This window comes from Leucobacter holotrichiae, assembly GCF_055791005.1.
Window position 1 is genome coordinate 25,933 of the sequence record NZ_JBVUAC010000011.1, and the last position, 23,559, is coordinate 49,491.

21 protein-coding genes are annotated in these 23,559 nt (G+C 70.1%); 20 read left to right on the plus strand and 1 reads right to left on the minus strand.

Features of this window, described 5'->3' with window-relative positions; translation table 11 throughout:
- Positions 1-6: 6 nt before the first annotated feature.
- The 20 genes from mraZ to AC0KXF_RS13120 all read left to right on the plus strand — a co-directional run bounded on the left by mraZ (position 7) and on the right by AC0KXF_RS13120 (position 21,850).
- Positions 7-438 (plus strand): division/cell wall cluster transcriptional repressor MraZ, encoded by a 432-nt coding sequence (gene mraZ, locus AC0KXF_RS13025; protein WP_223043699.1) that lies wholly within the window; start codon positions 7-9, stop codon positions 436-438.
- Positions 439-450: 12 nt separating this feature from the next.
- The gene (gene rsmH, locus AC0KXF_RS13030; protein WP_473109587.1) at positions 451-1,446 is read left to right on the plus strand and encodes a 16S rRNA (cytosine(1402)-N(4))-methyltransferase RsmH; all 996 of its coding nucleotides are present in this window, start codon (positions 451-453) and stop codon (positions 1,444-1,446) included.
- On the plus strand, positions 1,443-2,036 hold the full coding sequence (gene ftsL / locus AC0KXF_RS13035; protein ID WP_473109588.1) for a cell division protein FtsL: 594 nt from the start codon (positions 1,443-1,445) through the stop codon (positions 2,034-2,036). The genes rsmH and ftsL overlap by 4 nt, the downstream gene beginning before the upstream one ends.
- A 109-nt stretch (positions 2,037-2,145) precedes the next feature.
- Positions 2,146-3,942 carry a peptidoglycan D,D-transpeptidase FtsI family protein gene (locus tag AC0KXF_RS13040; RefSeq protein WP_473109589.1) on the plus strand — a complete coding sequence of 599 codons (1,797 nt, stop codon included), beginning with the start codon at positions 2,146-2,148 and terminating at the stop codon, positions 3,940-3,942.
- A 24-nt stretch (positions 3,943-3,966) separates the two neighbouring features.
- Entirely contained in the window at positions 3,967-5,544 is a 1,578-nt protein-coding gene (locus tag AC0KXF_RS13045; RefSeq protein WP_473109590.1) for a Mur ligase family protein, read from the plus strand.
- Positions 5,541-6,992: a UDP-N-acetylmuramoyl-tripeptide--D-alanyl-D-alanine ligase gene (locus tag AC0KXF_RS13050; RefSeq protein WP_473109591.1), complete on the plus strand. Its 1,452-nt coding sequence runs from the start codon at positions 5,541-5,543 to the stop codon at positions 6,990-6,992. Before AC0KXF_RS13045 ends, AC0KXF_RS13050 begins: the two co-directional genes overlap by 4 nt.
- The gene (gene mraY / locus AC0KXF_RS13055; protein WP_473109592.1) at positions 6,989-8,071 is read left to right on the plus strand and encodes a phospho-N-acetylmuramoyl-pentapeptide-transferase; all 1,083 of its coding nucleotides are present in this window, start codon (positions 6,989-6,991) and stop codon (positions 8,069-8,071) included. The genes AC0KXF_RS13050 and mraY overlap by 4 nt, the downstream gene beginning before the upstream one ends.
- Positions 8,072-8,082: 11 nt before the next feature.
- Positions 8,083-9,633: a UDP-N-acetylmuramoyl-L-alanine--D-glutamate ligase gene (gene murD, locus AC0KXF_RS13060; RefSeq protein WP_473109593.1), complete on the plus strand. Its 1,551-nt coding sequence runs from the start codon at positions 8,083-8,085 to the stop codon at positions 9,631-9,633.
- Between the two features lie 5 nt (positions 9,634-9,638).
- On the plus strand, positions 9,639-10,862 hold the full coding sequence (ftsW, locus tag AC0KXF_RS13065) for a putative lipid II flippase FtsW (protein WP_473109594.1): 1,224 nt from the start codon (positions 9,639-9,641) through the stop codon (positions 10,860-10,862).
- Complete coding sequence (locus tag AC0KXF_RS13070; RefSeq protein WP_473109595.1) at positions 10,859-11,935, plus strand: UDP-N-acetylglucosamine--N-acetylmuramyl-(pentapeptide) pyrophosphoryl-undecaprenol N-acetylglucosamine transferase; 1,077 nt, start codon at positions 10,859-10,861, stop codon at positions 11,933-11,935. Before ftsW ends, AC0KXF_RS13070 begins: the two co-directional genes overlap by 4 nt.
- A gap of 504 nt (positions 11,936-12,439) precedes the next feature.
- Positions 12,440-13,672, plus strand: a complete 1,233-nt coding sequence (locus AC0KXF_RS13075) for an MFS transporter (protein WP_473109596.1) — start codon at positions 12,440-12,442, stop codon at positions 13,670-13,672.
- A 232-nt stretch (positions 13,673-13,904) separates the two neighbouring features.
- The gene (murC, locus tag AC0KXF_RS13080; protein ID WP_473109597.1) at positions 13,905-15,356 is read left to right on the plus strand and encodes a UDP-N-acetylmuramate--L-alanine ligase; all 1,452 of its coding nucleotides are present in this window, start codon (positions 13,905-13,907) and stop codon (positions 15,354-15,356) included.
- Between the two features lie 33 nt (positions 15,357-15,389).
- On the plus strand, positions 15,390-16,583 hold the full coding sequence (locus tag AC0KXF_RS13085; RefSeq protein WP_473109598.1) for a cell division protein FtsQ/DivIB: 1,194 nt from the start codon (positions 15,390-15,392) through the stop codon (positions 16,581-16,583).
- A 187-nt stretch (positions 16,584-16,770) separates the two neighbouring features.
- Positions 16,771-18,018, plus strand: coding sequence for a cell division protein FtsZ (gene ftsZ / locus AC0KXF_RS13090; protein WP_223043711.1), 1,248 nt, complete (start codon positions 16,771-16,773; stop codon positions 18,016-18,018).
- A 5-nt stretch (positions 18,019-18,023) separates the two neighbouring features.
- Entirely contained in the window at positions 18,024-18,731 is a 708-nt protein-coding gene (locus tag AC0KXF_RS13095) for a YggS family pyridoxal phosphate-dependent enzyme (RefSeq protein WP_473109599.1), read from the plus strand.
- Positions 18,732-18,763: 32 nt separating this feature from the next.
- A complete protein-coding gene (locus AC0KXF_RS13100) occupies positions 18,764-19,276 on the plus strand; it encodes a cell division protein SepF (protein ID WP_223043713.1) in 513 nt (170 codons plus the stop codon).
- A 3-nt stretch (positions 19,277-19,279) separates the two neighbouring features.
- Entirely contained in the window at positions 19,280-19,573 is a 294-nt protein-coding gene (locus tag AC0KXF_RS13105; protein WP_223043714.1) for a YggT family protein, read from the plus strand.
- A 102-nt stretch (positions 19,574-19,675) separates the two neighbouring features.
- Complete coding sequence (locus AC0KXF_RS13110; RefSeq protein ID WP_473109600.1) at positions 19,676-20,362, plus strand: DivIVA domain-containing protein; 687 nt, start codon at positions 19,676-19,678, stop codon at positions 20,360-20,362.
- A gap of 8 nt (positions 20,363-20,370) precedes the next feature.
- Positions 20,371-20,946 carry a signal peptidase II gene (gene lspA / locus AC0KXF_RS13115; protein ID WP_473109601.1) on the plus strand — a complete coding sequence of 192 codons (576 nt, stop codon included), beginning with the start codon at positions 20,371-20,373 and terminating at the stop codon, positions 20,944-20,946.
- Positions 20,933-21,850 carry an RluA family pseudouridine synthase gene (locus AC0KXF_RS13120; protein WP_473109602.1) on the plus strand — a complete coding sequence of 306 codons (918 nt, stop codon included), beginning with the start codon at positions 20,933-20,935 and terminating at the stop codon, positions 21,848-21,850. The genes lspA and AC0KXF_RS13120 overlap by 14 nt, the downstream gene beginning before the upstream one ends.
- 17 nt (positions 21,851-21,867) lie before the next feature.
- Here the strand turns inward: AC0KXF_RS13120 and AC0KXF_RS13125 are convergent, their stop codons facing one another.
- Complete coding sequence (locus AC0KXF_RS13125) at positions 21,868-23,451, minus strand: glycosyltransferase family 2 protein (protein ID WP_473109603.1); 1,584 nt, start codon at positions 23,449-23,451, stop codon at positions 21,868-21,870.
- Between the last annotated feature and the right edge of the window lie 108 nt (positions 23,452-23,559).

The window sequence follows — 23,559 nt, forward strand, 5'->3', positions numbered from 1 at the left end:
GCAACCGTGTTTCTCGGTACCTTCACGCCTCGACTCGATGAGAAAGGCCGGGTGATCCTGCCCGCCAAGTTTCGCGACGAACTCGCAGACGGCCTCGTCATCACCCGCGGCCAGGAGCGCTGCCTGTACGTCTTCAGCGAGCAGGAGTTCACCGAGATGCACGACCGCATTCGCCAGGCCCCGGTGACCTCGAAGCAGGCGCGCGACTATCTGCGCGTCTTCCTCTCCGGCGCGCACCCCGAGACCCCTGACAAGCAGAACCGCATCACCATCCCCCAGGGATTGCGCGAATACGCCGGGCTCGACCGCGAACTCGCGGTGATCGGGGCCGGCAGCCGCGCCGAGATCTGGGACGCCGAAGCGTGGCAGACCTACCTGGCCGAACAGGAATCGGCCTTCTCCGATATCGAGGAGGAGGTGATCCCGGGCATGTTCTAGCCCGGATCCGTCATGACACAGCCGGACTTCACTCCCCGGGACGAGCGCGACACCCGCGACGCGAGCGAGCTGCACGTACCCGTGCTGCTCGACCGCTGTCTCGAGCTGCTCGCGCCGGCGGCCTCGCGCTCCGGCGCGGTGGTCGTCGATGCGACCCTCGGCATGGGCGGCCACACCGAGGCCATGCTCGAGGCCCATCCCGAGCTCACCGTGATCGGCCTCGACCGCGACACGGAGGCGCTCGCGCTCGCGGGTCGTCGTCTGGAACGCTTCGGCGAGCGGAATATCCGCGTGCACGCCGTCTACGACGAGATCGAGCGGGCCGTGCACGACTCCGGTTTCGACCGCATCGACGGCGTGCTGTTCGATCTGGGCGTCTCCTCCCTGCAGCTCGACGAGGCCGACCGCGGCTTCGCCTACGCGCAGGATGCTCCGCTCGACATGCGCATGGATCAGAGTCGGGGCGAGACGGCCGCCGACGTCATCGCCGCCGCGCCCGAGGGGCGACTGCGAGCGATCTTCGAGCGATACGGCGAGGAGCCGCTCGCGGCCCGCTACGCCCGCGCCATCATCGCGGCGAGGACGGAGGCCCCGATCGAGCGCAGCGGCCAGCTGGTCGAGGTGCTGCAGCGGGCCACTCCCGCGGCGGTACGGGATCAGCGCCACCCCGCCAAGCGCGTCTTCCAGGCGCTGCGGATCGAGGTGAACGGCGAGCTCTCGGTGCTGGAGCGCGCGATTCCCGCAGCGCTCGACCTGCTGAACCTGGGAGGCCGGGCCGTCATCATGTCGTACCAGTCGCTCGAGGACCGCCTGGTGAAGCGCGAGCTCGCCAAGCGCAGCAAGTCGACGGCCCCGCCGGGGCTTCCCGTCGAGCTGCCCGAGCACCGGCCGGAGCTGCGCCTGCTCACCCGCGGCGCCGAACTCGCCGATGAATCTGAACGCGCCCGCAACCCGCGGGCGATCCCGGTGCGATTGCGCGCCGCGGAGCGAACGAGGGAGGTGCGATGAACAGCACGGTTCCGATCCGGTTCGACGCCGCGCCCGCCGGCGGCACCCCCTCGGCGGCTCCGCGGCCGGGGCCCGGCGAGCGGCACCTGCGCCTCGCCGAAGCCCCGAAGCCGGCGAAGCGGCGGATGCCGAGCCCCCTCCTCGGCGGACTGGTCGCCGTCGGCGTGGTACTCGTGATCCTGGCGACCCAGCTCGGTCTGAGCATCGCGATCTCGCAGGGGGCCTACGAGGCACGCGCACTCGAGGTCGAGCAGCGGGATCTGGCGCGCGTCGAGCGGGTGCTCGCCCAGAACGTGGACAAGCTCTCCTCGCCGCAGAATCTCGCCGAGAACGCGGCGGCGCTCGGCATGGTGCAGAACGCGAGGCCGGCGACGCTGCGTCTCAGCGACGGCGCAGTGCTCGGGGCGCTCGAGTCCCAGACCTCGGAAGTGCGCGGGAACCTGGTGCCGAACTCCACGCTGGAGTCGATGCCGGTCGTGGACGCCGAGGGCCTGCTCGTACCGCGAGGCGCGGTGGGAGGCGCACAGCAGCAGCCCACCGAACCGGCGGTACGTTGGAAGGGCAAGCTTCCCGCTCCGGACACCCGCTGATCGGGGTGCGGCGCGGGGCGAGCCGCTGAGCGGTAGCCCGCTGAGCGAATGCGGCCGGACCCGGCCGCCCCGGCTACGGCCGGACCCCGCACACGAGAGGAGAGGGAAGATGCGAGCACTCCGCGGCTCCGCCCTGCGGCGCACGCTGGCACTGATCATCATCATCGCCGCTGCCCTCCTCTTCCTGGTGCGCCTCATCGACGTGCAGATGGTCTCCGCCGCGGCACTGAACGAGGACGCGCGCGACAAGCGGGCGGTGCCGGTGAAGATCCCGAGCGTGCGCGGCGATATCGTCGACCGCAACGGCGAGGTGCTCGCGACCACCGACGAGCGCTACGACGTGCAGCTCTCGCCGAAGAACACGAAGCTGAACGGCGGCAAGTTCCCCCGGCCCGACCTCGAGCGCGGCGTCGGCACGGTGACGGTGACCGCGAAGGAGGCGTTCGCCGAGATCGGCGCGATCACGGGGCAGTCCGAGGAGGAGATCCAGAAGATCGTCGATGACGCTCTCGCGGACAATCCCAAATCCGACTTCGCCTACGTGAAGCGCGGCATCGACCTGCCGACGCTGAACAAGCTGAAGAAACTGCAGATCCCGTGGCTGACCTTCGACCAGCACCACACGCGCGACTACCCGAACGGCGCGGTCGCGGGCAACCTGATCGGCTTCAACGGGTTCGAGGGGGTGCCGCAGGCGGGCGTCGAGGTGTCGCAGGACGAGTGCCTGACCGGCGTGGACGGCCAGGAGACCTACGAGCGCGGGGCCGACGGCGTGGCGCTTCCGGGCAGCGTCGTCGTCACTGAGAAGGCGGTCGACGGAGGCACCGTCGACCTCACGATCGACCTCGACCTGCAGTGGGAGGCGCAGCAGGCGATCAACGCGCAGGTGCAGGACGTGGCAGCCGAGTGGGGGCTGCTCGTGATCATGGATGTGAAGACCGGCGAACTGGTCGCCGTCGCCGAGGACGGCTCGGTCGACCCGAACGACGTCGACGCGTCGGACCCCGAGAAGCGCGAGGCGCGATCCTTCACCTCTCCCTACGAGCCCGGATCGACCTTCAAGACCATCACCGCCGCGGCGCTCATCGACCAGGGCGTCGCAACGCCGTACACCCAGAACCTCACGCCCGACTACCTCGAGCCCGAGCCCGGGGTGCGCTTCGGCGACTCCTTCAGCCACCCCGACATGCCCTGGACGCTCACGGGCATCCTCACCCAGTCGTCGAACGTCGGAACCGCCACGCTGGGCACGATGCTCAGCCCCGAGACCCGCTACGACTACCTGCAGCGCTTCGGCATCGGCGTCGGCACCCAGGCCGGGCTGCCGGTCGAGGACTCCGGCATGCTCTTCCCGCCCGACCAGTGGGATCGGCAGACCTCCTACAACACGACGTTCGGCCAGGGCCTCTCCTCGACGATCGTGCAGACGGCGGGCGTCTACCAGACCATCGCCAACGGCGGCGTCCGCGTGCCGCCGAGCCTCGTGCACAGCTGCACCGACGGCAACGGGAAGCAGACGGTGATGGATCACGGTGATCCGGAGCGCGCCGTCTCCGAGGACACGGCGTCGCAGGTGATGCAGATGCTCGAGACCGTGGTCGCGGAGGGGTGGTACACCGACTTCGTATCGATCCCCGGCTACCGGATCGCAGGCAAGACGGGCACGGCCGAGCAGGTAGATCCGGCGACCGGGCTCTACCGCACCGACTACGTGAACTCCTTCGCGGGCATCTTCCCCGCAGACGACCCCCGCTACGTCGCTGTAGCATCGATAGCGTTCCCGAAGGACGGTGACGGCGGCGTCGCTGCGATCACGGCGTTCCGCGAGGCCGCCGAGGCGACGATCCGCACCTTCCGCATCCCTCCCTCCACAGGGACTTTCGAACCGCTCCCCACGGAGTACTGACCACCCTCGCAGGAGGCACACGCAGTGAGTACCGGAGATGCCCTGAGCATCCGACCGCAGCATCCCGCACCCGCCCGGCTCGACGAGCTGGCGGTGCGCTTCGCACTCGAACCCCGCGGCGAGACCGCGGACCTCGCCGTCACCGGGGTCACCCTCGACTCCCGCGACGTGCGCCCGGGGGATCTCTATGCGGCGCTCCCGGGCGCCCGCAGGCACGGCGCATCGTTCGCCCGGCAGGCGGAGGCCTCGGGCGCGGTCGCGATCCTCACCGACGACGAGGGCGAGCGCATCGCGCGCGAGGCGGGAGCCGCGCTGCCGATCCTTGTCTCCGAGCAGCACCCGCGCGAGATACTCGGCGAGGTCGCCGCGAAGATCTACGGCACCGATGCTCACGGAGTCGGGGACTTCGCCGCCAAGATCTTCGGGATCACCGGAACCAACGGCAAGACCAGCGTCGTGTACCTGCTCGCCGAGCTGCTGCGAGCAGCCGGCTTCACGCCGGGCCTGAGCTCGACCGCCGAGCGGCGGATCGGCGATGAGGTGATCGTCTCCGATCTCACGAGCCCGGAGGCGCCCGAGCTGCACGCGCTGCTCGCCAGGATGGGGGAGAAGGGCGTCGACGGTGTAGCGCTCGAGGTCTCCGCGCACGCGGTCGAGCGGCATCGCATCGACGGCGTGCGCTTCGACGTTGTCGCCTTCAACAACTTCTCGCAGGACCACCTCGACGACTTCGGCGACATGGAGAGCTACTTCGCCGCGAAGCTCGCGCTCTTCGCGCCCGAGCACGCCGAGCGCGGTGTGGTGGTGGTCGACTCGCCGTACGGGCAGCGGATCGCGCGCGAATCGCGGATCCCGGTCACCCGGCTCGCGACCGAGTACGGGCAGGACGCCGACTGGCACCTCGCGGTGACGCGGCAGACGATCGACGGGGTGTCGTTCGTGCTGCAGGGCCCCGGCGGCGCGCACTTCCGCGGCAGCGTTCCGATGTTCGGCCGGTTCATGGCAGAGAATGCGGCGCTCGCGCTCATCATGCTGCACGAGGCCGGCGTGCCGCTCGAGCGTGTCGAGGCCGGGCTCGAGCGCGGCCGGATCCCCGTCTACATCCCGGGCCGCCTCGAGGCGATGAACCCGGAGCTGCCACTCGATGCGGGCCCCCGCTTCTACGTCGACTACGGGCACACCCCCGGGGCCTTCGCCGCCATGCTCGACGCGCTCGGCGAGGTGGCTCCCGGCAGGATCATCTTCATGTTCGGCGCCGACGGCGATCGCGACACCACGAAGCGCGAGGAGATGGGGCGGATCGCGGCGGCGGGATCCGACGTCCTCATCGTCTGCGACTACCACCCGCGCTCAGAACCGCCGGAGGCGATCCGCGCGCAGCTCATCGCGGGAGCCCGCTCGGCGAACCACGCGGAGGTGATCGAGGAGGGTGATCCGCGCGCCGCGATCCGCCTTGCCATTTCGCTCGCCCGAGCCGGTGACGTTATCCTGTATGCCGGTCCCGGACACGAGGACTATCAAGAAGTCGCCGGTCAGCATCTGCCGTACTCGGCGCGTGATGAGGTACGCGGGGCGCTCCGCGAGGCAGGATTGCTTCCGTGATTGAACTGACGTTGGAAGAGGTCGCGCTCGCGACCGGCGGACGGCTGGCGCCGGGACCTGGCGACCCCCGAGCCACCGTGCGAGGCGAGGCGCAGACCGACTCGCGCGAGGTGCGGCCCGGGCAGATCTTCTTCGCCCGCCGCGGCGAGGAGACCGACGGCCATCTGTTCGCCGGCAAGGCCGTCGAGGCGGGGGCCGCGTTGCTCGTCGTCGAGCGGGAGCTCGACGAGCGTGAACTCCGTGTCGAGCGGGAGCTCGACGAGCGTGTGCCCCAGATCGTGGTCGCCGACAGCACCGACGCGCTCGGCGCCCTCGCGACCGAGGTGGTTCGTCGCGTGCGCGCCCGCGGAGAGCTGACGATCGTGGGGATCACGGGATCCAACGGCAAGACGACCACCAAGAACCTCGTGGCCGCGATGGCGGAGCGGATCGGGCCGACGGTCGCCTCCGCGAAGTCGTTCAACAACGAGGTGGGCGGTCCGCTCACCATGCTGCGCGTCGACGACGCGACCCGCACGCTCGTCGCCGAGATGGGGGCGAGCGCCGAAGGGGAGATCGCGAGGCTCACCGCGATGGCCCCGCCGCACATCGGCGTCGTGCTCTCGGTCGGCCTCGCGCACGCGGGCGAGTTCGGCGGCATCGAGACGACGTTCCGCACGAAGAGCGAGATGGTGCGCGATCTCCCCGAGAGCGCCGTGGCGGTGCTCAACCGCGACGACCCCCGCGTCTCGCAGATGGCCGAGCTCACCCGCGCCCGTGTGCTCTGGTTCGGGCTGCACCCCGAGGCGCAGGTTCGCGCGAGCGACGTCGACGCGTCGGCCGACGGTACCCGCTTCACGCTGCACGCCGCCCTGCCGGGCCGCGATGCCGAGTCGCTGCCCGTGCACTTCCGCGTACTCGGCGAGCACCACGTGATGAACGCCCTGGCAGCGGCGGCCATCGGCCTCGAGCTCGGGCTGCCGCTCCCGGCCATCGTCGAGGAGCTCGAGGCCGCCGCGCTCGCTGCTCCGGGCCGCATGCAGGTGCTCGGGGGTCGCGACGACATCACGATCATCAACGACGCCTACAACGCCAGCCCCGACTCGATGAGCGCCGCCCTGCGCACGCTCGCGCAGATCCGCAAGCCCGAGGGACGCACGGTGGCGGTGCTCGGCGCGATGAGCGAGCTCGGGGAGTACTCGATCGAGGAGCACATCCGGATCGGCCTGCAGGCCGTGCGCCTGCGCATCTCCGAGCTGGTCGTCGTCGGCAAGGAGGCGCGCCACCTGCACATCAGCGCCATCAACGAGGGGTCCTGGGACGGCGAGAGCGTGTTCTTCGAGTCCAAGGACGAGGCCTACGACTATCTGCTCCGCACGCTGCAGCCGCACGACACCGTGCTGGTGAAATCCTCGAACGCGGCGGGCCTGCAGTCCCTCGGCGACCGACTGGGGGAGGCCTACGCATGATCGCGCTCCTGATCGCCGGCGGCTTCTCGCTGCTGTACTCGCTGCTGCTCACACCGCTCTTCGTGCGGGGCTTCAACCGTCTGCGCTGGGGTCAGCCGATCCGCGTCGACGGGCCCAAGGAGCACGAGGTGAAGCGCGGCACGCCCACGATGGGCGGCCTCATCTTCCTCTCGGGCTCCGTCATCGCCTACTTCGTCGGCAAGCTGGTGATGCGCGAGACCCCCTCGCCCTCGGCGCTGCTCGTGATCCTCATGGCGGTGGGCGCGGGCCTCGTCGGGTTCATCGACGACTTCATGAAGGCCCGGCTGCAGAACTCGGCCGGACTGAACGGCTGGGCGAAGATCGTGGGCCAGGTCGTGATCGCCGTCGCCTTCGCGCTGCTCGGGCTGCGGTTCGCGAACGAGGCCGGGATCTCGCCGGTCTCGACGAGCGTCTCGCTCTTCCGCGATACGTCGTTCGACTTCATGGCGCTCGGCGCGGTCGCGGGCATCGTCCTGTTCATCATCTGGATCATGGTGATCGTCACGGCGACGACCAACGCGGTCAATGTGACGGACGGCCTCGACGGCCTCGCTGCGGGCGCCGCGATCTTCGCGTTCGGCGCCTACCTCGTGATCGGCTTCTGGCAGGGTGCGCAGAGCTGCGCGATCGCGCTGGAACCCGGCTGCTACGACGTGCGCGACCCGATGGACCTCGCGGTCATCGCAGCCGCCTTCCTCGGCGGGCTCGCGGGGTTCCTCTGGTGGAACACCAACCCGGCCAAGGTGTTCATGGGCGATACCGGTTCGATGGCGATCGGCGGCGCGATCGCCGCTCTCGCGATCCTCACCCGAACCGAGATCCTGCTCGTGCTCGTCGGCGGCCTCTTCATCATCGAGACCGGATCGGTGATCCTGCAGCGCCTCTACTTCAAGGTGACGAAGGGCAAGCGCATCTTCCTGATGAGCCCGATCCATCACCACTTCGAGCTCAAGGGCTGGGCCGAGGTCACGGTCGTGGTGCGGTTCTGGATCGTCGCCGGCCTATTCGCGATCGCGGGCGTCGGCGCGTTCTACGGCGAATGGCTGCTGCAGCAGTGACGGAGCGGGATATGACTGAGACTTCTGGGAGCGGCATGGACGAGGCGGATCGGAGCGCCGAGCGGGTGCTCGCGCTGTCGAGCTGGCACGACGACTGGTCGGGATTGCGCGTCGCGGTGCTCGGGCTCGGCGTGACCGGGTTCTCGGTGGCCGACACCCTCATGGAGCTCGGATCGCGCGTGCGGGTCATCTACGGGGCGCCGGACGAGGATCGCGAGCGCCTGCTCGACGTCATCGGCTCCGAGCGGTTCTGCGCCGACAGCAACCCCGAGCAGCTCGGCGACCTGGCCGCATTCGGCCCCGACCTCGTGATCGTGTCGCCCGGTTACCGACCGGACCACCCGCTCACGGCGTGGGCGGAGCAGCGCGGCATTCCCGTGTGGGGCGACATCGAGCTGGGATGGCGGTTGCGCGACAAGACGGATCGCGTCGCCGACTGGATCTGCATCACCGGCACCAACGGCAAGACGACCACCACGCAGCTCACTGCGCACATGCTCGTCGCGGGCGGATTGCGCGCCACGCCGGCAGGTAACATCGGCACACCCGTCCTCGACGCGCTGCGGGACCCGCAGGGCTACGACGCGATCGTGGTGGAGCTCTCGAGCTTCCAGCTGGAGCGCTTGCGCTCGGGCTCCGGGGCCGGCGTCGTCTCGCCGTACGCGAGCGCCTGCCTCAACTTCGCCGACGATCACCTCGACTGGCACGGCGGGGCCGAGGCCTACTGGGCGGCGAAAGCGAAGGTGTACGAGCACACGCAGGTCGCGTGCGTCTACAACCGGGCCGACGCCGAGACTGAGCGCATGGTCGAGGACGCCGATGTCGTCGAGGGGGCGCGCGCCATCAGCTTCGGCCTCGATTCTCCGCCGCCCAGCGGCTTCGGCGTGGTCGAGGGGATCCTCGTCGATCGCGGATTCCACGCCGAGCGTCGCAGCGAGGCCTACGAACTCGTGACCGTCGACGAACTCGCCGACCGCGGCATCGCGGCGCCCCACATGGTGCAGAACGTGCTCGCCGCGAGCGCGCTCGCCCGCGCCCGCGGGGTCGAACCCGCGGAGATCGCTCAGGCGATCCTGAATTTCACTCCCGACGCGCACCGCGCCCAGCAGCTCGGCGAGCACCGCGGCGCGCGCTGGATCGACGACTCGAAAGCCACGAACGCGCACGCCGCGGATGCGTCGCTGCGGGCTCTGCAGCGGGTCGTGTGGATCGTCGGGGGCCTGCTCAAGGGCGTGGACATCGGGGAGCTCGTCGCCGAGCACGCGCACCGGTTGCGCGGCGTCGTGGTGATCGGCGCCGAGCGGGCCGAGGTGCTGGCCGCTCTCGAGGCGCACGCCTCGGATGTGCCCCGGGTCGAGATCGTGCCCGATCACACGGGGCGCGAGGATGTGCCGGCGGGATCGGCGGGCGAGGTGATGACCCGCGCCGTGCAGGCGGCAGCGTCGCTCGCGACCGAGGGAGACACGGTGCTGCTCGCCCCGGCCGCCGCCTCCATGGACCAGTTCAAGGATTACCCCGATCGCGGCCGTCAGTTCCAGGCGGCCGTGAGCGAACTGGAGTGAGCGGGATGGCTCCCGAAACGCCGGAGCCGTCGGCGCGCATTCCCGGCCAGTCCCGCATCAGTCTCGGGTCCATGCTGCGCACGGGATCCGATCCCACGGTCGCCGCGCTCTACGCGATCACGGCGCTGCTCGTCGGTTTCGGGCTGATCATGGTGCTGTCGGCGTCGTCGGTGACGTCGTTCGTCAACGAGCAGGGGTCGTTCGGCGGCTTCTGGCGCCAGGCGACCTTCGCGATCATCGGGATCCCGCTCATGCTCATCGCCGCGGCGATGCCTGTGACGTTCTGGAAGCGGTGGGCATGGGTGCTGCTCGGTCTCGGCATCCTGCTGCAGCTGCTGGTGTTCACGCCGCTCGGCTACTCGCTCTACGGCAATCGCAACTGGATCCAGATCGGAGGCTTCACCGCGCAGCCCTCGGAAGCACTGAAGCTGGCCCTCGTCGTGTGGGTCGGGGCGGTGCTGCAGCGCAAGGAGCCCCTGCTCGGGCAGATGCGGCACGAGGTGATTCCGGTCATCGTGCCGGGCGCGCTGATCGCGCTGGGCGTCGTGCTGCTCGGGCGCGACCTGGGCACTGTGCTGATCATGGCCGCGATGGTGTTCGGCGCGATGTACTTCGGCGGAATCAGCTGGAAGACGCTCGGGGTGACGGCCCTTGGCGGTGCGCTCGCGGTCGTGCTCTTCGTCGTGACGAGCCCCAACCGCATGGCGCGTCTGCTCAGCCACGCGGGGCAGACCGACGACTACAGCGGCCTCGACTGGCAGTCGACGCACGGCATGTGGGCGCTCGCGAGCGGGGGCCTCTTCGGCGTCGGGCTCGGCAATTCGAAGGCGAAGTGGTCGTGGCTGCCCGCCGCAGACAACGACTACATCTTCGCGATCATCGGAGAGGAGCTCGGCCTCATCGGCGCGCTGCTCGTCATCGTGCTCTTCATCGTGCTCATGGTCGTCATGCTGCGCGTGATCACTCGCGCTCGCGATCGCTTCGGGCGCGCCGTTGTCGGCGGGATCATGGTGTGGATCGTCGGCCAGGCCTTCGTGAACATCGGCGTGGTGATCAAGGTGTTCCCCGTGCTGGGCGTGCCGCTGCCGCTCATCAGCGCGGGCGGCACGGCCCTCATCGCGTGTCTCGCGGCGATCGGCGTCGTCATCTCCATCGCGCGCGACGGCGCGCAGTACCAGGCGGAGCTCGATGCCGCCGCACCCGTAGGAAGGACCCGAGGTACCCGATGACCCGCTACCTGCTCGCCGGAGGCGGCACCGCCGGACACGTCAACCCGCTGCTCGCGCTCGCCGATCTCATCAGAGCCGAGGAACCTGACGCCGAGATCGTCGTGCTGGGTACCCGGGAGGGGCTCGAGGCACGGCTCGTGCCGGAGCGCGGGTACGAGCTCGTGCACATCGAGCGGCTGCCGTTCCCGCGTCGCCCGAACCTCGCCGCGCTGCGGTTCCCCGCTCGGTTCGCGCGCGCCGTGCGCCAGACCCGCGCGCTCATCCGCGAGCGCTCCATCGACGTGGTCGTCGGGTTCGGCGGATACGCCTCTGCGCCGGCCTATCGCGCGGGGGCCAAGGAGGGCGTGCCCGTCGTGATCCACGAGGCGAACGCGAAGCCCGGCATGGCGAATAAGCTGGGCGCACGCAGCACCCCGTACGTCGCGGTGACGTTCGAGGGTACCCCCATCGACGGCGCACGGGTGACCGGGATGCCGTTGCGCCCCGAGATCACCGGCCTCGATCGAGCGGGCCTGCGCGCCTCCGCGCGCGAGCACTTCGGCCTCGAGCCGGAGAAGCGCACGCTGCTCGTCACCGGCGGCTCGCTCGGCGCGCGCGCGATCAACCGCGGCATCTCGGGCTCGGCGGCCGAGATCGTCGCCGCGGGCGTGCAGGTGCTGCATATCTGGGGCGGGCTCACCGAGGTCGAGGATCCCGGGGTGCCCGGCTACACGGTGATCCCGTACTGCGACCGCATGGACCTCGCGCTCTCGGCGTGCGATCTGGCGGTGTCGCGCGCCGGCTCCACGACCGTGAGCGAGCTCGCCGGGCTCGGCATCCCCGCCGTCTTCGTGCCGTACAGCCATGGGAACGGCGAGCAGCGGTTCAACGCGGCGGGTGTGGTGTCGGCGGGGGGAGCGCTGATGGTCGAGGACGAAGAGCTCACGCCCGAGTGGGTGCGCGATACGCTGCTGCCGCTCGTCGGCGATGAGGCGCGCCTCGCCGCCATGTCGGAGCGCGCCCGCGGCGCCGGAACGCTCGACGGCACCGAGCGGTTGCTCGAGCTGGTGCGGGAGGCGCTCGCGGCCCGTTGAGCGCGGTGTCGGCCCGCTCCCTGAGCTGCGCGGCCCTGAGCCTGCCGAACGGGTCGAAGGTCGCCGACCCGCCGCAATGAACGGGGTCGCGTGTCGCACCAGGTCGCGCAGGCGCGGGGAGGGGAGCGTTTCGAGCGCCTGGATCGAGGTCGGGCCCTGGTTCAGCGCGGAGTGTACGATCGCGAGAGCGGTTTCGTAGGGCCGGCACTCGGCAACCAGCACGATGTCGCAACTGCGACCTTGGCTGTGAGCGACGTGCTGGCCGGGTATCGGCACGGAGGAGGGTCCCTTCGTTCGGACCCTGCCGCTCCTTCGGAGCTGAACGCCGGGGTTCCATCCGAAATACGGGTGAGATCCGAATGACGGGACAAGGCGGGGTAGGATCGACAGCATGTCACGGGTGCTGCTTCTTCGCCGCCGCGACGGGGCCTGAATCGACCGGCTCCCCGTCAGCGGCTGCGTCGTCGTGCCGGTCCACACTCGTCGAGACCGGAGAACCCGACCATGACAGACCCCGCCGCGCCCGCGCCCGCCGCCGGCACCGCCGTACGCGCACGCACGCCCATCCCCGCCCGCCTGTGGCTGATGCTCGCCGCGATGGTGATCGCCCAGGCCGCCACCACCGTCGTCGCGGCCGCGCCCGCGTTCCTGATCCCGCACCTGCTCGCAGAGCGGGGTATGAGCCTCGCCGAAGCGGGCCTGCTCGCGGGTGCCCCGAACCTCGGCCTCGTGCTGACGCTGGTGGCGTGGGGTGCCGCGACCGACCGCTTCGGGGAGCGGCGGGTGATCCTTGCGGGGCTGTCGCTCACGGTCGCGGCCGTGGCGGCCTCGATGGCCGCGCACGGCCTTGTGTTGCTCGGGATCGCGCTCGTCGCGAGCGGCGCGATGTCGGCCTGCACCAACAGCGCCAGCGGCCGCCTCATCGCCGGCTGGTTCCCGCCGGACCGGCGTGGCCTCGCCATGGGCATCCGCCAGACCTGTCAGCCCCTCGGTATGGCGGCTGCGGCGCTCGGGGTGCCGCCGCTCGCCGACGCCGGCGGGCCGGCCGCGGCGTTCGCGCTGGGCGGCGGGCTGTGCGCGCTGAGCCTGGTGCTGTGCGCGGTCGTGGTGCGGGATCCCGCGCGGGTCTCGCGCGCCCTGGCAGCGACCGGCAACCCGTACCGCTCGTCGTGGACGTTGGCGCGCATCCACGCCGTGTCGGTGCTGCTCGTCGTGCCGCAGTTCGCGCTCTCCACCTTCGGGCTGGTCTGGTTCACCGTCGGCCTCGGCTGGAGCGCGCTCGCCGCCGGCGGCCTCGTCGCGGCATCGCAGTTCGCGGGCGCCGCGTGCCGCATCCTCGTCGGGGCCTGGAGCGACCGCGCGATGTCCCGGCTCGGTCCGCTGCGGATCGTGGCGATCGCCGGAATCGCGGCACTGCTGCTCGCTGCGGCGTTCGGCTGGGCCGAGTGGAGCCTGCCCGCGGCGGCGGCCTACCTCGTGGCCAGCTGCGTCAGCGTCGCCGACAACGGCCTCGCCTTCACCTCGATCGCGGAGATCGCCGGGCCGGGCTGGGCGGGCCGCGCACTGGGGATCCAGAACACCGGCCAGTTCGTCGCCGCAGCCGCCGTCGGGCCGGCCGTCGGTGCGCTCATCGGGGCGCTCGGGATCCCGGCCGCACTGGCGATCCTGGCGCTCGCGCCGGCGGTTGCGGTGCCGCTCGTGCCGCGCCCCGAGGCGGAACGCGGACTGCGCGGGTAGCTCGCACCCCTTCGACAGGCTTTGGGGGCGACAGGGTCAGGGCGAGATACGGATTCCGCGCACGGATTCGCGATTCGGTGTGTGAGATCCGTATCTCGGCAGGGGTCTGGTCGTAGTCGTCACGCTGCGCGACCCACGCACTCGCGCGAGATGAGGAGTTCGAAATGGCCCCGGATCTCAGGGATCCGGGGCCCGGAGACGGTACGCTGGAGTGTCTATCTGAGGAGGCCAGATGATCTACCCAGATCTCGAGATGGAGATCCCCGACGAGCTCGGGCGCGTGCACTTCGTCGGCATCGGCGGCTCGGGCATGAGCGGCATCGCGCGCATGATGCATCAGGCGGGTGTGCCCGTGACTGGATCCGATCGCAGCGCCAACTACTCGACCGAGGCGCTGGAACAGCTCGGGATCCCGGTGAGCATCGGGCACGACGCGGCCAACGTGGGAAATGCCGAGACGCTCGTCGTCACCGGCGCGCTCTGGCAGGACAACCCGGAGTACCAGCTCGCGCTCGCGAAGGGGCTCCCCGTACTGCACCGCTCCCAGGCGCTCGCCTGGCTGGCGCGCGGCAAGCGCGTCGTGTCGGTGGCGGGGGCCCACGGCAAGACGACCTCGACCGGCATGATCGTCACCGGGCTGCTCGGGCTGGGCGCCGATCCCTCCTTCGTGAACGGCGGCATCATCGAGTCGCTCGGGGTGAGCTCGGGCCCCGGCTCCGACGACCTCTTCGTGATCGAGGCGGACGAGAGCGATAAGTCGTTCCTGCTCTACGACACCGCGGTCGCGCTCATCACGAACGTCGACCCCGAGCACCTCGATTTCTACGGTTCGCGCGAGGCGTTCATGCGCGCCTTCGTCGATTTCGCCAGCGGTGCGCGCGAGCAGGTCGTGATCTCGGCCGATGATCCGGGGGCGGTAGAGGTGCTCGACGCACTTCGCGCCGACGCCGATCACGCAGAGCTCGGACGAAGGATCACCACTTTCGGCGAGCACGCGGAGGCCGACGTCAGGATCGTGTCGATCGACGCCTCCGGTCCGGTGCGCTTCGAGGTCGAAATCGCGGGCGCCGATGGCGTCGCCGAGCGGCACGAGGCGCAGCTCTCGGTGTACGGGCGGCACAACGCGGTCAATGCGGTGGGCGCTCTGGCCGTGCTCGTCGGTCTCGGCTTCGAGGCCGGCCCCGCACTCGCCGCGATCGCCGAGTTCGGCGGCACCAAGCGCCGCTTCGAGTTCCACACCGAGGTCGGCGGGGTGCGCGTCTACGACGACTACGCCCATCATCACACCGAGGTCGCGGCCCTGCTCGACTCGGCGCGCGCCGTGGTCGGTGAAGCGGGGCGGCTGATCGCGATCCACCAGCCGCACCTCTACAGCCGCACCAAGCTGTTCCACCGCGAGTTCGCAGAGGTTCTCGAGGCGGGTGCCGACCACACGGTGGTCATCGCAGTCGACGGGGCTCGTGAGGATCCGGTCGAGGGAGTCACCGGCGCACTCGTCGCCGACGATTTCGTGGATCAGAGCCGCGTGGCCTACCGTCCCGACTGGCAGGATGCCGCGGATTACCTCGCGGAGATCGCGCGCCCCGGCGACGTGATGGTCACGATGAGCTGCGGCACGGTCTATCGGATCATCCCGCAGGTGGTCGAGGCGCTCCGCGAGCGCTTCGAGCCCGCGGGCGCGTAGGGAGACGGTCGCGGTGACGAGGCGGTTCGGGCGATGAAGCGGCCCAGCGGGTTCGACCGCGCTCCCGAGCGCGGGCACGAACCGGACCCCGGCGCATCCGACGACGGGGTCTTCCCGTCGTGGGGTCGGGCATCCGCGCCTGAGAAGGCGGCCGTCGCACCCGAGACCGCGCCAGGGGCAGATGCGCCAGAGACGTCAGATGCGCGCGACCGCCCGTCGCTGCTGCGGCGCCGTCTCGCGAGACGCGCCGCGACGGAGAGCGCGACGCCGGCGGACCACTCGACCACGGCGGATGACCCGACGAGGACGGCGGGCTCGGCAGCCGCCGATACGGCCGACGCCGCTGCGGCGCCGACGGTCGACCTGGGCGAGGTGCGGGAGGCTCGGGCGCTGGAGCTGTCGGACCGGTCATCGCGGTTCTCCCTCGCGCGACTGCGCTCCGAGCGGGACGCGGATCCGGTGCGCGTGGCGGAGCGCCGGCTGCGCGCCGCTGAGAAGCTGCGCCGAGCCCAGCTCCGCAACGAACGCCGGCGGTTCTCGGTCGGCAGTCGGCGGAAGCGCCGCAATTGGTGGATCGCGCTCGCCGCGGTCGCCGCTCTCGCACTCTTCGTCGTGGGCGGCGCGTTCACTCCCGTGATGGCGGTGCGCGACCTGCAGGTGGTCGGGGCGGTCAACGTCAATCAGGGGGACGTCGAGCAGGCGCTCTCGCGCTTCGACGGCCGTCCGCTCGCCCTGGTCGACGACGCCGAGGTGCATCAGGCGCTCGAGCCGTTCCCGATGATCCAGCGCTACGCCGTCGAGCGCGTGCCGCCGCACACGCTCGTGGTGCGCATCGAGGAGCGCGTGCCGGTGATCTCGGTGCAGGGCGATGCCGGATACGCGGTCTACGACGCGGCGGGCGTGCTGCTCGCCTCGGCAGAGCAGGCTCCCGCCGGCGCCCCCGTGGCCTCGGGCGCGGTCACGGATTTCTCTTCGCAAGCGTTCCGATCGGCCGGTCGGGCGCTGCGCGACATGCCGGCGGAGCTGCGCACCGGGATCGTCTCGGTGACGGCCTCGAGCGGGCAGGACGTCACGTTCACGCTCTCGAGTGGCGTCGAGGTGCTGTGGGGCGACGCGGATCGCACCCGGTACAAAGCCGAGGTGCTCGAGCGGATGATCGTGGCGCTCGCGGATCGCCCGGTCGAGCGCATCGACGTCTCGTCGGCCGAAGCCCCCGTGTTCCGGTGAGGGGCGGCGCCGCGCTCGGGTCGATCGCCTGCCCGGCGACTCGCGCATTCTCACCGAATTGCTCGGCGCCGCGCGGCGTGTCTTCAGCGCGGATACGGGGCCGCCCCATAGCGTTGTGCGCAGGAAATGTATACGGCAATACTAACTTTTAACTTCAGCTAGAGGTTGAAGGTTGGAGGGGATCCAGGTGTCAGGCAACCAGAACTACCTCGCAGTGATCAAGGTCGTCGGTGTCGGCGGTGGCGGCGTCAACGCTGTCAACCGCATGATCGAGCTCGGCCTGCGCGGCGTCGAGTTCATCGCGGTCAACACCGATGCGCAGGCGCTGCTGCTCAGCGACGCCGACGTCAAGCTCGACGTCGGCCGCGAACTCACGCGGGGCCTCGGCGCCGGCGCGGATCCCGAGGTCGGCCGCCGCGCCGCAGAGGATCACGCGGAGGAGATCGAGGAGGCGCTCTCGGGCGCGGACATGGTCTTCGTGACCGCCGGCGAGGGCGGCGGCACCGGCACGGGCGCGGCTCCCGTCGTGGCGCGGATCGCCAAGTCCATCGGCGCGCTGACCATCGGCGTGGTCACCCGCCCGTTCAGCTTCGAGGGCAAGCGCCGTGCGGCGCAGGCCGACGCCGGCGTGCACACGCTGCGCGAGGCCGTCGACACCCTGATCGTCGTGCCGAACGATCGCCTGCTCGACATCAGCGAGCCCGGCATCAGCATGATCGAGGCCTTCGCGGCCGCCGACCAGGTGCTGCTCGCCGGCGTCTCCGGCATCACCGACCTCATCACCACCCCCGGCCTCATCAACCTCGACTTCGCCGACGTCAAGTCGGTCATGCAGGGGGCCGGTGCGGCGCTCATGGGCATCGGATCCGCCCGCGGCGCCGATCGCGCGATCAAGGCCGCTGAGCTGGCCGTCGCGTCCCCGCTGCTCGAGGCCTCCGTCGAGGGCGCGCACGGCGTGCTCCTGTCCATCCAGGGCTCCTCGAACCTCGCCCTCAGCGAGATCTACGAGGCCTCGACTCTCGTGCAGGACGTCGTGCACCCCGAGGCGAACATCATCTTCGGCACCGTCATCGACGACACGCTCGGCGACGAGGTGCGGGTCACCGTGATCGCCGCCGGCTTCGACGACGATCCCTCACCCCAGGTGCAGTCGTCCGAGCAGCGCGGTCGCCGCGGCAGCCACGTCGAGAGCATCGACGATGTGCCCGCGCAGGCTTCCACGACCGCCTCCGCCGTCGCGAGCGGAGAGGCGACCGGCCTGGGCTTCAAGGGCTTCAACGCCAACCGCGGTGAGAGCGAGGCCCAGGGGCAGAACCCGCCCACCGGACAGTTCGGCGAGGTGCTCTCGAACCCGCCGGTCGAGGCGCAGCTGCCCGATCCCGCCTTCGACGGCGATGACGACGATGATCTCGACATCCCCGAGTTCCTGAGGTAGGCGACGTGACCGGAGTCGATCTCGCCGACTTCCCGGGCCTCGCCGATCGACTGGAAGCGGTGCGCGGCGGTATCGCCGACGCCTGCCGGGTCGCGGAGCGCGACCCGGCGGATGTCACCCTCATCGTCGTGACCAAGTTCCATCCCGCGGCCCTGGTGGCGGCGCTCGCCGGACTTGGCGTGCGCGATGTGGGTGAGAACCGGCATCAGGAGGCCCAGTCGAAGGCCGAAGAGCTCGCCGGCCTCGGTCTCGACTGGCACTTCATCGGGCAGCTGCAGACGAAGAAGGCGAGGCAGGCCGCGAGATACGCGAGCGCGATCCACTCGATCGATCGAGAACGCCTCGTCGACGCCCTCGCCACTGCAGAGGTCGAGAAACCCATCGACGCGTTCGTGCAGGTCAACCTCACCGACGACCCGGCTCGCGGTGGCGCCGCGCCGGACGAGGTCGAGCGGATCGCCGAGCGCGTGCTCCAGACCCCCACGCTGCGGCTGAGAGGTCTGATGGCGGTCGCGCCGCTTCCCGAGGAGGAGGATCCGGCATCCGCCTTCGCGCGGCTGCGGGGCTCCTCGGAACGCGTGCGCACCCTCGCTCCGGAGGCCACCGCCATATCCGCCGGCATGACCCATGACTACGCCGAAGCGATCGCAGCGGGAGCGACACACCTGCGAATCGGCAGCGCAATCACCGGAAAACGCCCGGACCCCAGATAGCCTCGAAACACCGCACCGCGTTGGGAGAAATGATGAGCAACCCGCTGAAGAAGACCATGGTGTTCCTGGGCCTCGCCGAGGAGGACCTCGAGGAGCAGAACGCCGAGTCGCAGCAGCCCGCGGCTCCCCGATCGACCGCGAAGGAGACCCCCGCTCCGGCGGCGGCCCCGAAGCCCGAGGCTGCCCGACCCGCCCCCCAGCGCGCGTCGGTCACCCCCCTGCGACGGGTCACCCCCACCAAGCCGGCGGCGCAGCAGCCTATGAACGAGATCCTCACCGTACACCCCACCGAGTACAAGGATGCGAAGGTCATCGCCGAGAATTTCCGCGAGGGACTCCCGGTGATCATCAACCTCTCGCGCATGAACGAGGCCGACGCCAAGCGCCTCATCGACTTCACGAGCGGCCTCACCATGGGTCTGCACGGGCGCATCGAGCGCGTGACGAGCAAGGTGTTCCTGCTCTCGCCCGAGCACATCGAGGTCGGTAGCGACGGCTCGCGTCAGCAGGACAGCGGCTCGTTCTTCGTGGCACCCTCGGCGTAAGCCGTGGAGGTCGTATTCGCGATCGGAACCGTGCTGCGGGTCGTCCTCCGGATCTACATCTTCGTGCTCTGGGGCAGATTCGTGCTCGACTGGATCCTGGTGCTCAACCGCAACTTCCGCCCGCGCGGTGTGCTCGCGGTGCTGGTGGAGCTCGTGTACACGGTCACGGATCCGCCCATCAAGATGTTCCGCAGGCTGCTGCCGCCGATCCGCCTCGGGCAGATCGCCCTGGATCTCGGCTGGATGCTCACGCTCCTCGCGTGCTGGATCCTCCTCGCGATCATCCCCGGTTGGTGATAGAAAGGCTCTATTTCCGGGCATTCTGCGCGAACCGGACAATATTTGCTAGCGTTGTTCCATGACCACGCGAGTGGTCCCGAACCGAAAGAGACGTAAACGATGGCCCTGACTCCTGAAGATGTCGTGAACCAGAAGTTCACGATCACCAAGTTCCGCGACGGCTACGATCTCGATCAGGTCGACGACTTCCTCGACACGATCGTGGAGGAGCTGCGCCAGCATGAGCAGGAGAAGGCCGAGCTGCGCGCCCAGATCGAGGAGCTCACCGAGAAGCTGGCCGCCTGCGAAGCCGGCAAGTCCGAGGGCGGCGCTGACTCCGGTGAAGCCTCCGAGCAGACCATCGTGGTCGATGCCCCGAAGGCTCCCGCTGCTCCCGCCCCGGCGGCCGAGACCTCCAGCGCCGTCGCCGAGGCCGCTGCGCTTCCGCAGCCCGACGCCGTCAAGTCGAGCGCCATGCTGCAGCTCGCGCTCGAGCTGCACGACAAGCACGTGCACGAGGGCGAGACGACGCGCGATCGCCTCATCAGCGAGGCTGAGCAGAAGCGTCAGCAGATGATCGAGGACGCCGAGCGTACCGCGAAGCAGCTCGTCGAGGAGGCGCAGAAGCAGCGCGCCGAAGAGCTGCGCGTGCTCGGCGACGAGCGCGGCGATCTCCAGTTCAAGATCAAGGAGCTGCGTCAGTTCGAGTCGGAGTACCGTTCGACGCTGCGCTCGTACATCCAGTCGCAGCTGCGCGGCCTCGACGGCTCGCCCGAGCCCGCCGGCGCTCCCGACGGTCTGCAGTAGCAGGGAGCGTGAGCGACGCTCCCGACGTGGTGGCCGTTTCCGCCACCTCCTCGTCATCGCGACGCCGGCTGGTGCCTCTGCTCCTGCTCGGCGTCGCGATCGTCGTGTTCGCCATCGACCAGCTCTCCAAGAACTGGGTGGTATCGAATCTCACGGAGGGCCGTACCGAGCCCGTGCTCGGCGAGTTCCTCCAGTGGCACTTCGTGCGCAATCCCGGCGCGGCGTTCTCCATGGCGAGCGGCGCGACCTGGATTTTCACCGTGCTCGCCACGGTGGTCGTGGTCGTGATCCTCTGGCAGCTGCGGCGCCTGCGCTCGATCCCTTGGGGAGTGTTCCTCGGCCTGCTGCTCGGCGGCGTGCTCGGCAATCTCACGGACCGCCTCACACGCGAACCCGGCTTCCCCGAGGGGCACGTCATCGACTTCATCCTCACGCCGTGGATGTGGCTCGGGTTCAACCCGGCCATCTACAACGTCGCCGACATCGCGATCGTGAGCGGCATGGTGCTGTTCATCCTGATCAGCGTGCTCGGCCTGCCGATCGACGGTTCGCCCAGAAGGAGCCACTCCGATGGAGCAGCGTAGCCTTCCGGTGCCCGACGGCCTCGCGGGCGAGCGGGTCGACGCCGCCCTGGCCAAGCTGCTCGGCTTCTCACGTAGCTTCGCCGCGGAGGTCGCGCAGGCGGGCGGGGTCGCCCTCGACGGGCGTACGCTCGGCAAGTCCGATCGCTTGGCGGCGGGTGGCTGGCTCGAGGTCTCCTGGGAAGAGAAGCGCGGCCCGGAGGTGGTTCCCGTGCACCTGCCCGAGCTCGGCATCGTGCACGACGACGACGACATCGTGGTGATCGACAAGCCGGCGGGAGCCGCGGCGCACCCCTCACTCGGATGGGAGGGGCCCACCGTGCTCGGCGCGCTCGCCGGGGCGGGGTACCGGATCGCGACCTCGGGCGCGCCCGAACGCCAGGGCATCGTGCACCGTCTCGATGCCGGCACGAGCGGGTTGATGGTCGTCGCGAAGAGCGAGCGAGCCTACAGCGAGCTCAAACGCGCCTTCAAGGAGCGGGAGGTCTCGAAGATCTACCACGCTGTGGTGCAGGGGCATCCCGACCCCTTCTCGGGCACGATCGAGGGGCCGATCGGCAGGCATCCGGGGCACGAGTGGAAGTTCGCCGTGACACGCGACGGCAAGCCCTCGGTGACGCACTACGAGACGCTCGAGGCGTTCCCCTATGCGAGCCTGCTCGAGATCGAGCTCGAGACCGGGCGCACCCACCAGATCCGCGTGCACATGGCGGCGCAGCGGCACCCGTGCGTGGGTGATGGCATGTACGGCGCCGACCCGACGCTCTCGGAGCGCCTCGGCCTGACCCGGCAGTGGTTGCATGCCATGCGGCTCGGCTTCAGGCACCCGGGCACGGGCGAGCCCGTGCATTTCGAGAGCCGCTACCCTGCCGACCTGCAGCACGCGCTCGACGTGCTCTCGGCGTAGCCCGGAACTGCGTCAGGCTATCGGGCGAGACGCAGACTCGCGTTGCCCTGGTCGGTCGCGTAGAGTTCGACGTTCATGCCGCTGCGCCCGTCCCCGCCCCCGCGCTTCGACACCTGATCCGCGCCGACGCGGACCGCGCCTCCGCTCAGCCCGCGCACCTCGGCGACGGTCCACATGTCCACCCGGTCGCCTCGGAAGCGCCGCAGCAGCTCGTCGGGCAGGATGAAGCGGTAGCGCAGCGCGCCCGAGGCGTCCGGGCGCCCGGCCCGACCGGGCACCGCCACGCGTCGGGCCGAGCGCCTGCCCGAGAGCAGCAGGTGCACGCGGGGCGCACCGATCGAAACGGCATCGGTGAGACGCCGGCTGAGGCCGCGGCCGAGATGGGATCCCAGCACCGGGCGCAGCGCGCGGTGCAGGCGGTCCGCGATCCTCAGCCGCCGACCCGACGCTCGTCCCGACCGGATCAGCGATCCTGAGCCGGATCCATCCGCGCCCGCCCCGCTGCTCATGCCCTCGACTGCGCCCGCCGCGGCATCGGCACCCGGCTCGGCGCCGGCCATCGTGATCGTGAGCTCGATCCCCTCGGGAACGCGGACGACCGCGGTGGTGCGGGAGCGATGATCCAGCCTCGCGGCGGCCGAGATCAGCCGGTCGAGGCCCTCCACGTCACCTGAGCGTATGAGACCCGCCTTGCGACGATCGGTGGGGTTCGGAGCGCGTTCATCCAGTTCGGGCGGGACCAGGTCTCGGAGGAACGTCCGATGCAGCGAGACCCACTCGCGCTTCCGGTCGGCGTCCATCGCCAGCCAGCGCCGGGGCGCGTAGAACCGCAGCCCCTTCCGCGTGAAGAACTGCCACACGAGCCTGGCGGCGCGCTCGGGATCGGGCACGCCCTCGAGCAGTGTCTGCGCGATGCGGCGGCAGGAGGAGACGTAGTTCTCGGGGTCGATGCTGCGGGCGGAGATGTTCTGCCCGTCATCGCGCAGCGCGATGAAGTAGAGGGGATCCTGCCCGCAGAAGAGGATCTTGCGCGCGAGCACATAGGCGCGGGTGACGAAGATCCCGTCTTCGAGGCGCACGTGCTCCTCCGGGAAGCGAAGCCCGTCGCGCTCGAGCGGCTCGCGGCGGAAGAGCTTCTGCGGAGACAGCGTCTCCATGGCGCGGGAGAGGCCGATGTCGCCCTGCGGGTACCGCTGGAAGAGGCTCTGGACTCCGCGCCCCGCAACACCCTGCATGCGCGGGATCACCACGTCCGCTCCGCGCTCCTCTGCCATCGCAGCCATGGTCCTCAGCGCGTGAGGCGCGATCGTGTCGTCGGAGTCCATGAAGAAGACGAAGTCGCCGCGGGACCGCTCCAGACCGCGATTGCGAGGCGCACCGGGCCAGCCGCTGTTCTCCTGGTGGATCACCGTGAGTCGCTCGTCGAGCTCGTCGAAGCGATCAAGCTCCTCGCCCGAACCGTCGGTCGAGCCGTCGTCGACGGCGATCACCTCGAGAGACTCGATGTCCTGAGCGAGTACGGACTCCAGTGTGGCGGTGAGGTACGGCATGGAGTTGTACACCGGAATCACGACGCTCACCAGCGGGGCGGAAACAGTCACAGCGGTTCTCCTCCTCGACGCCCGCCTCCTCCCCAGAGGCGCCGTCGACGTCACTGTATCGCGTGGGAGTCGCCGGATGCTGGGGAATCTCAGAGCCTTGACAGCGTG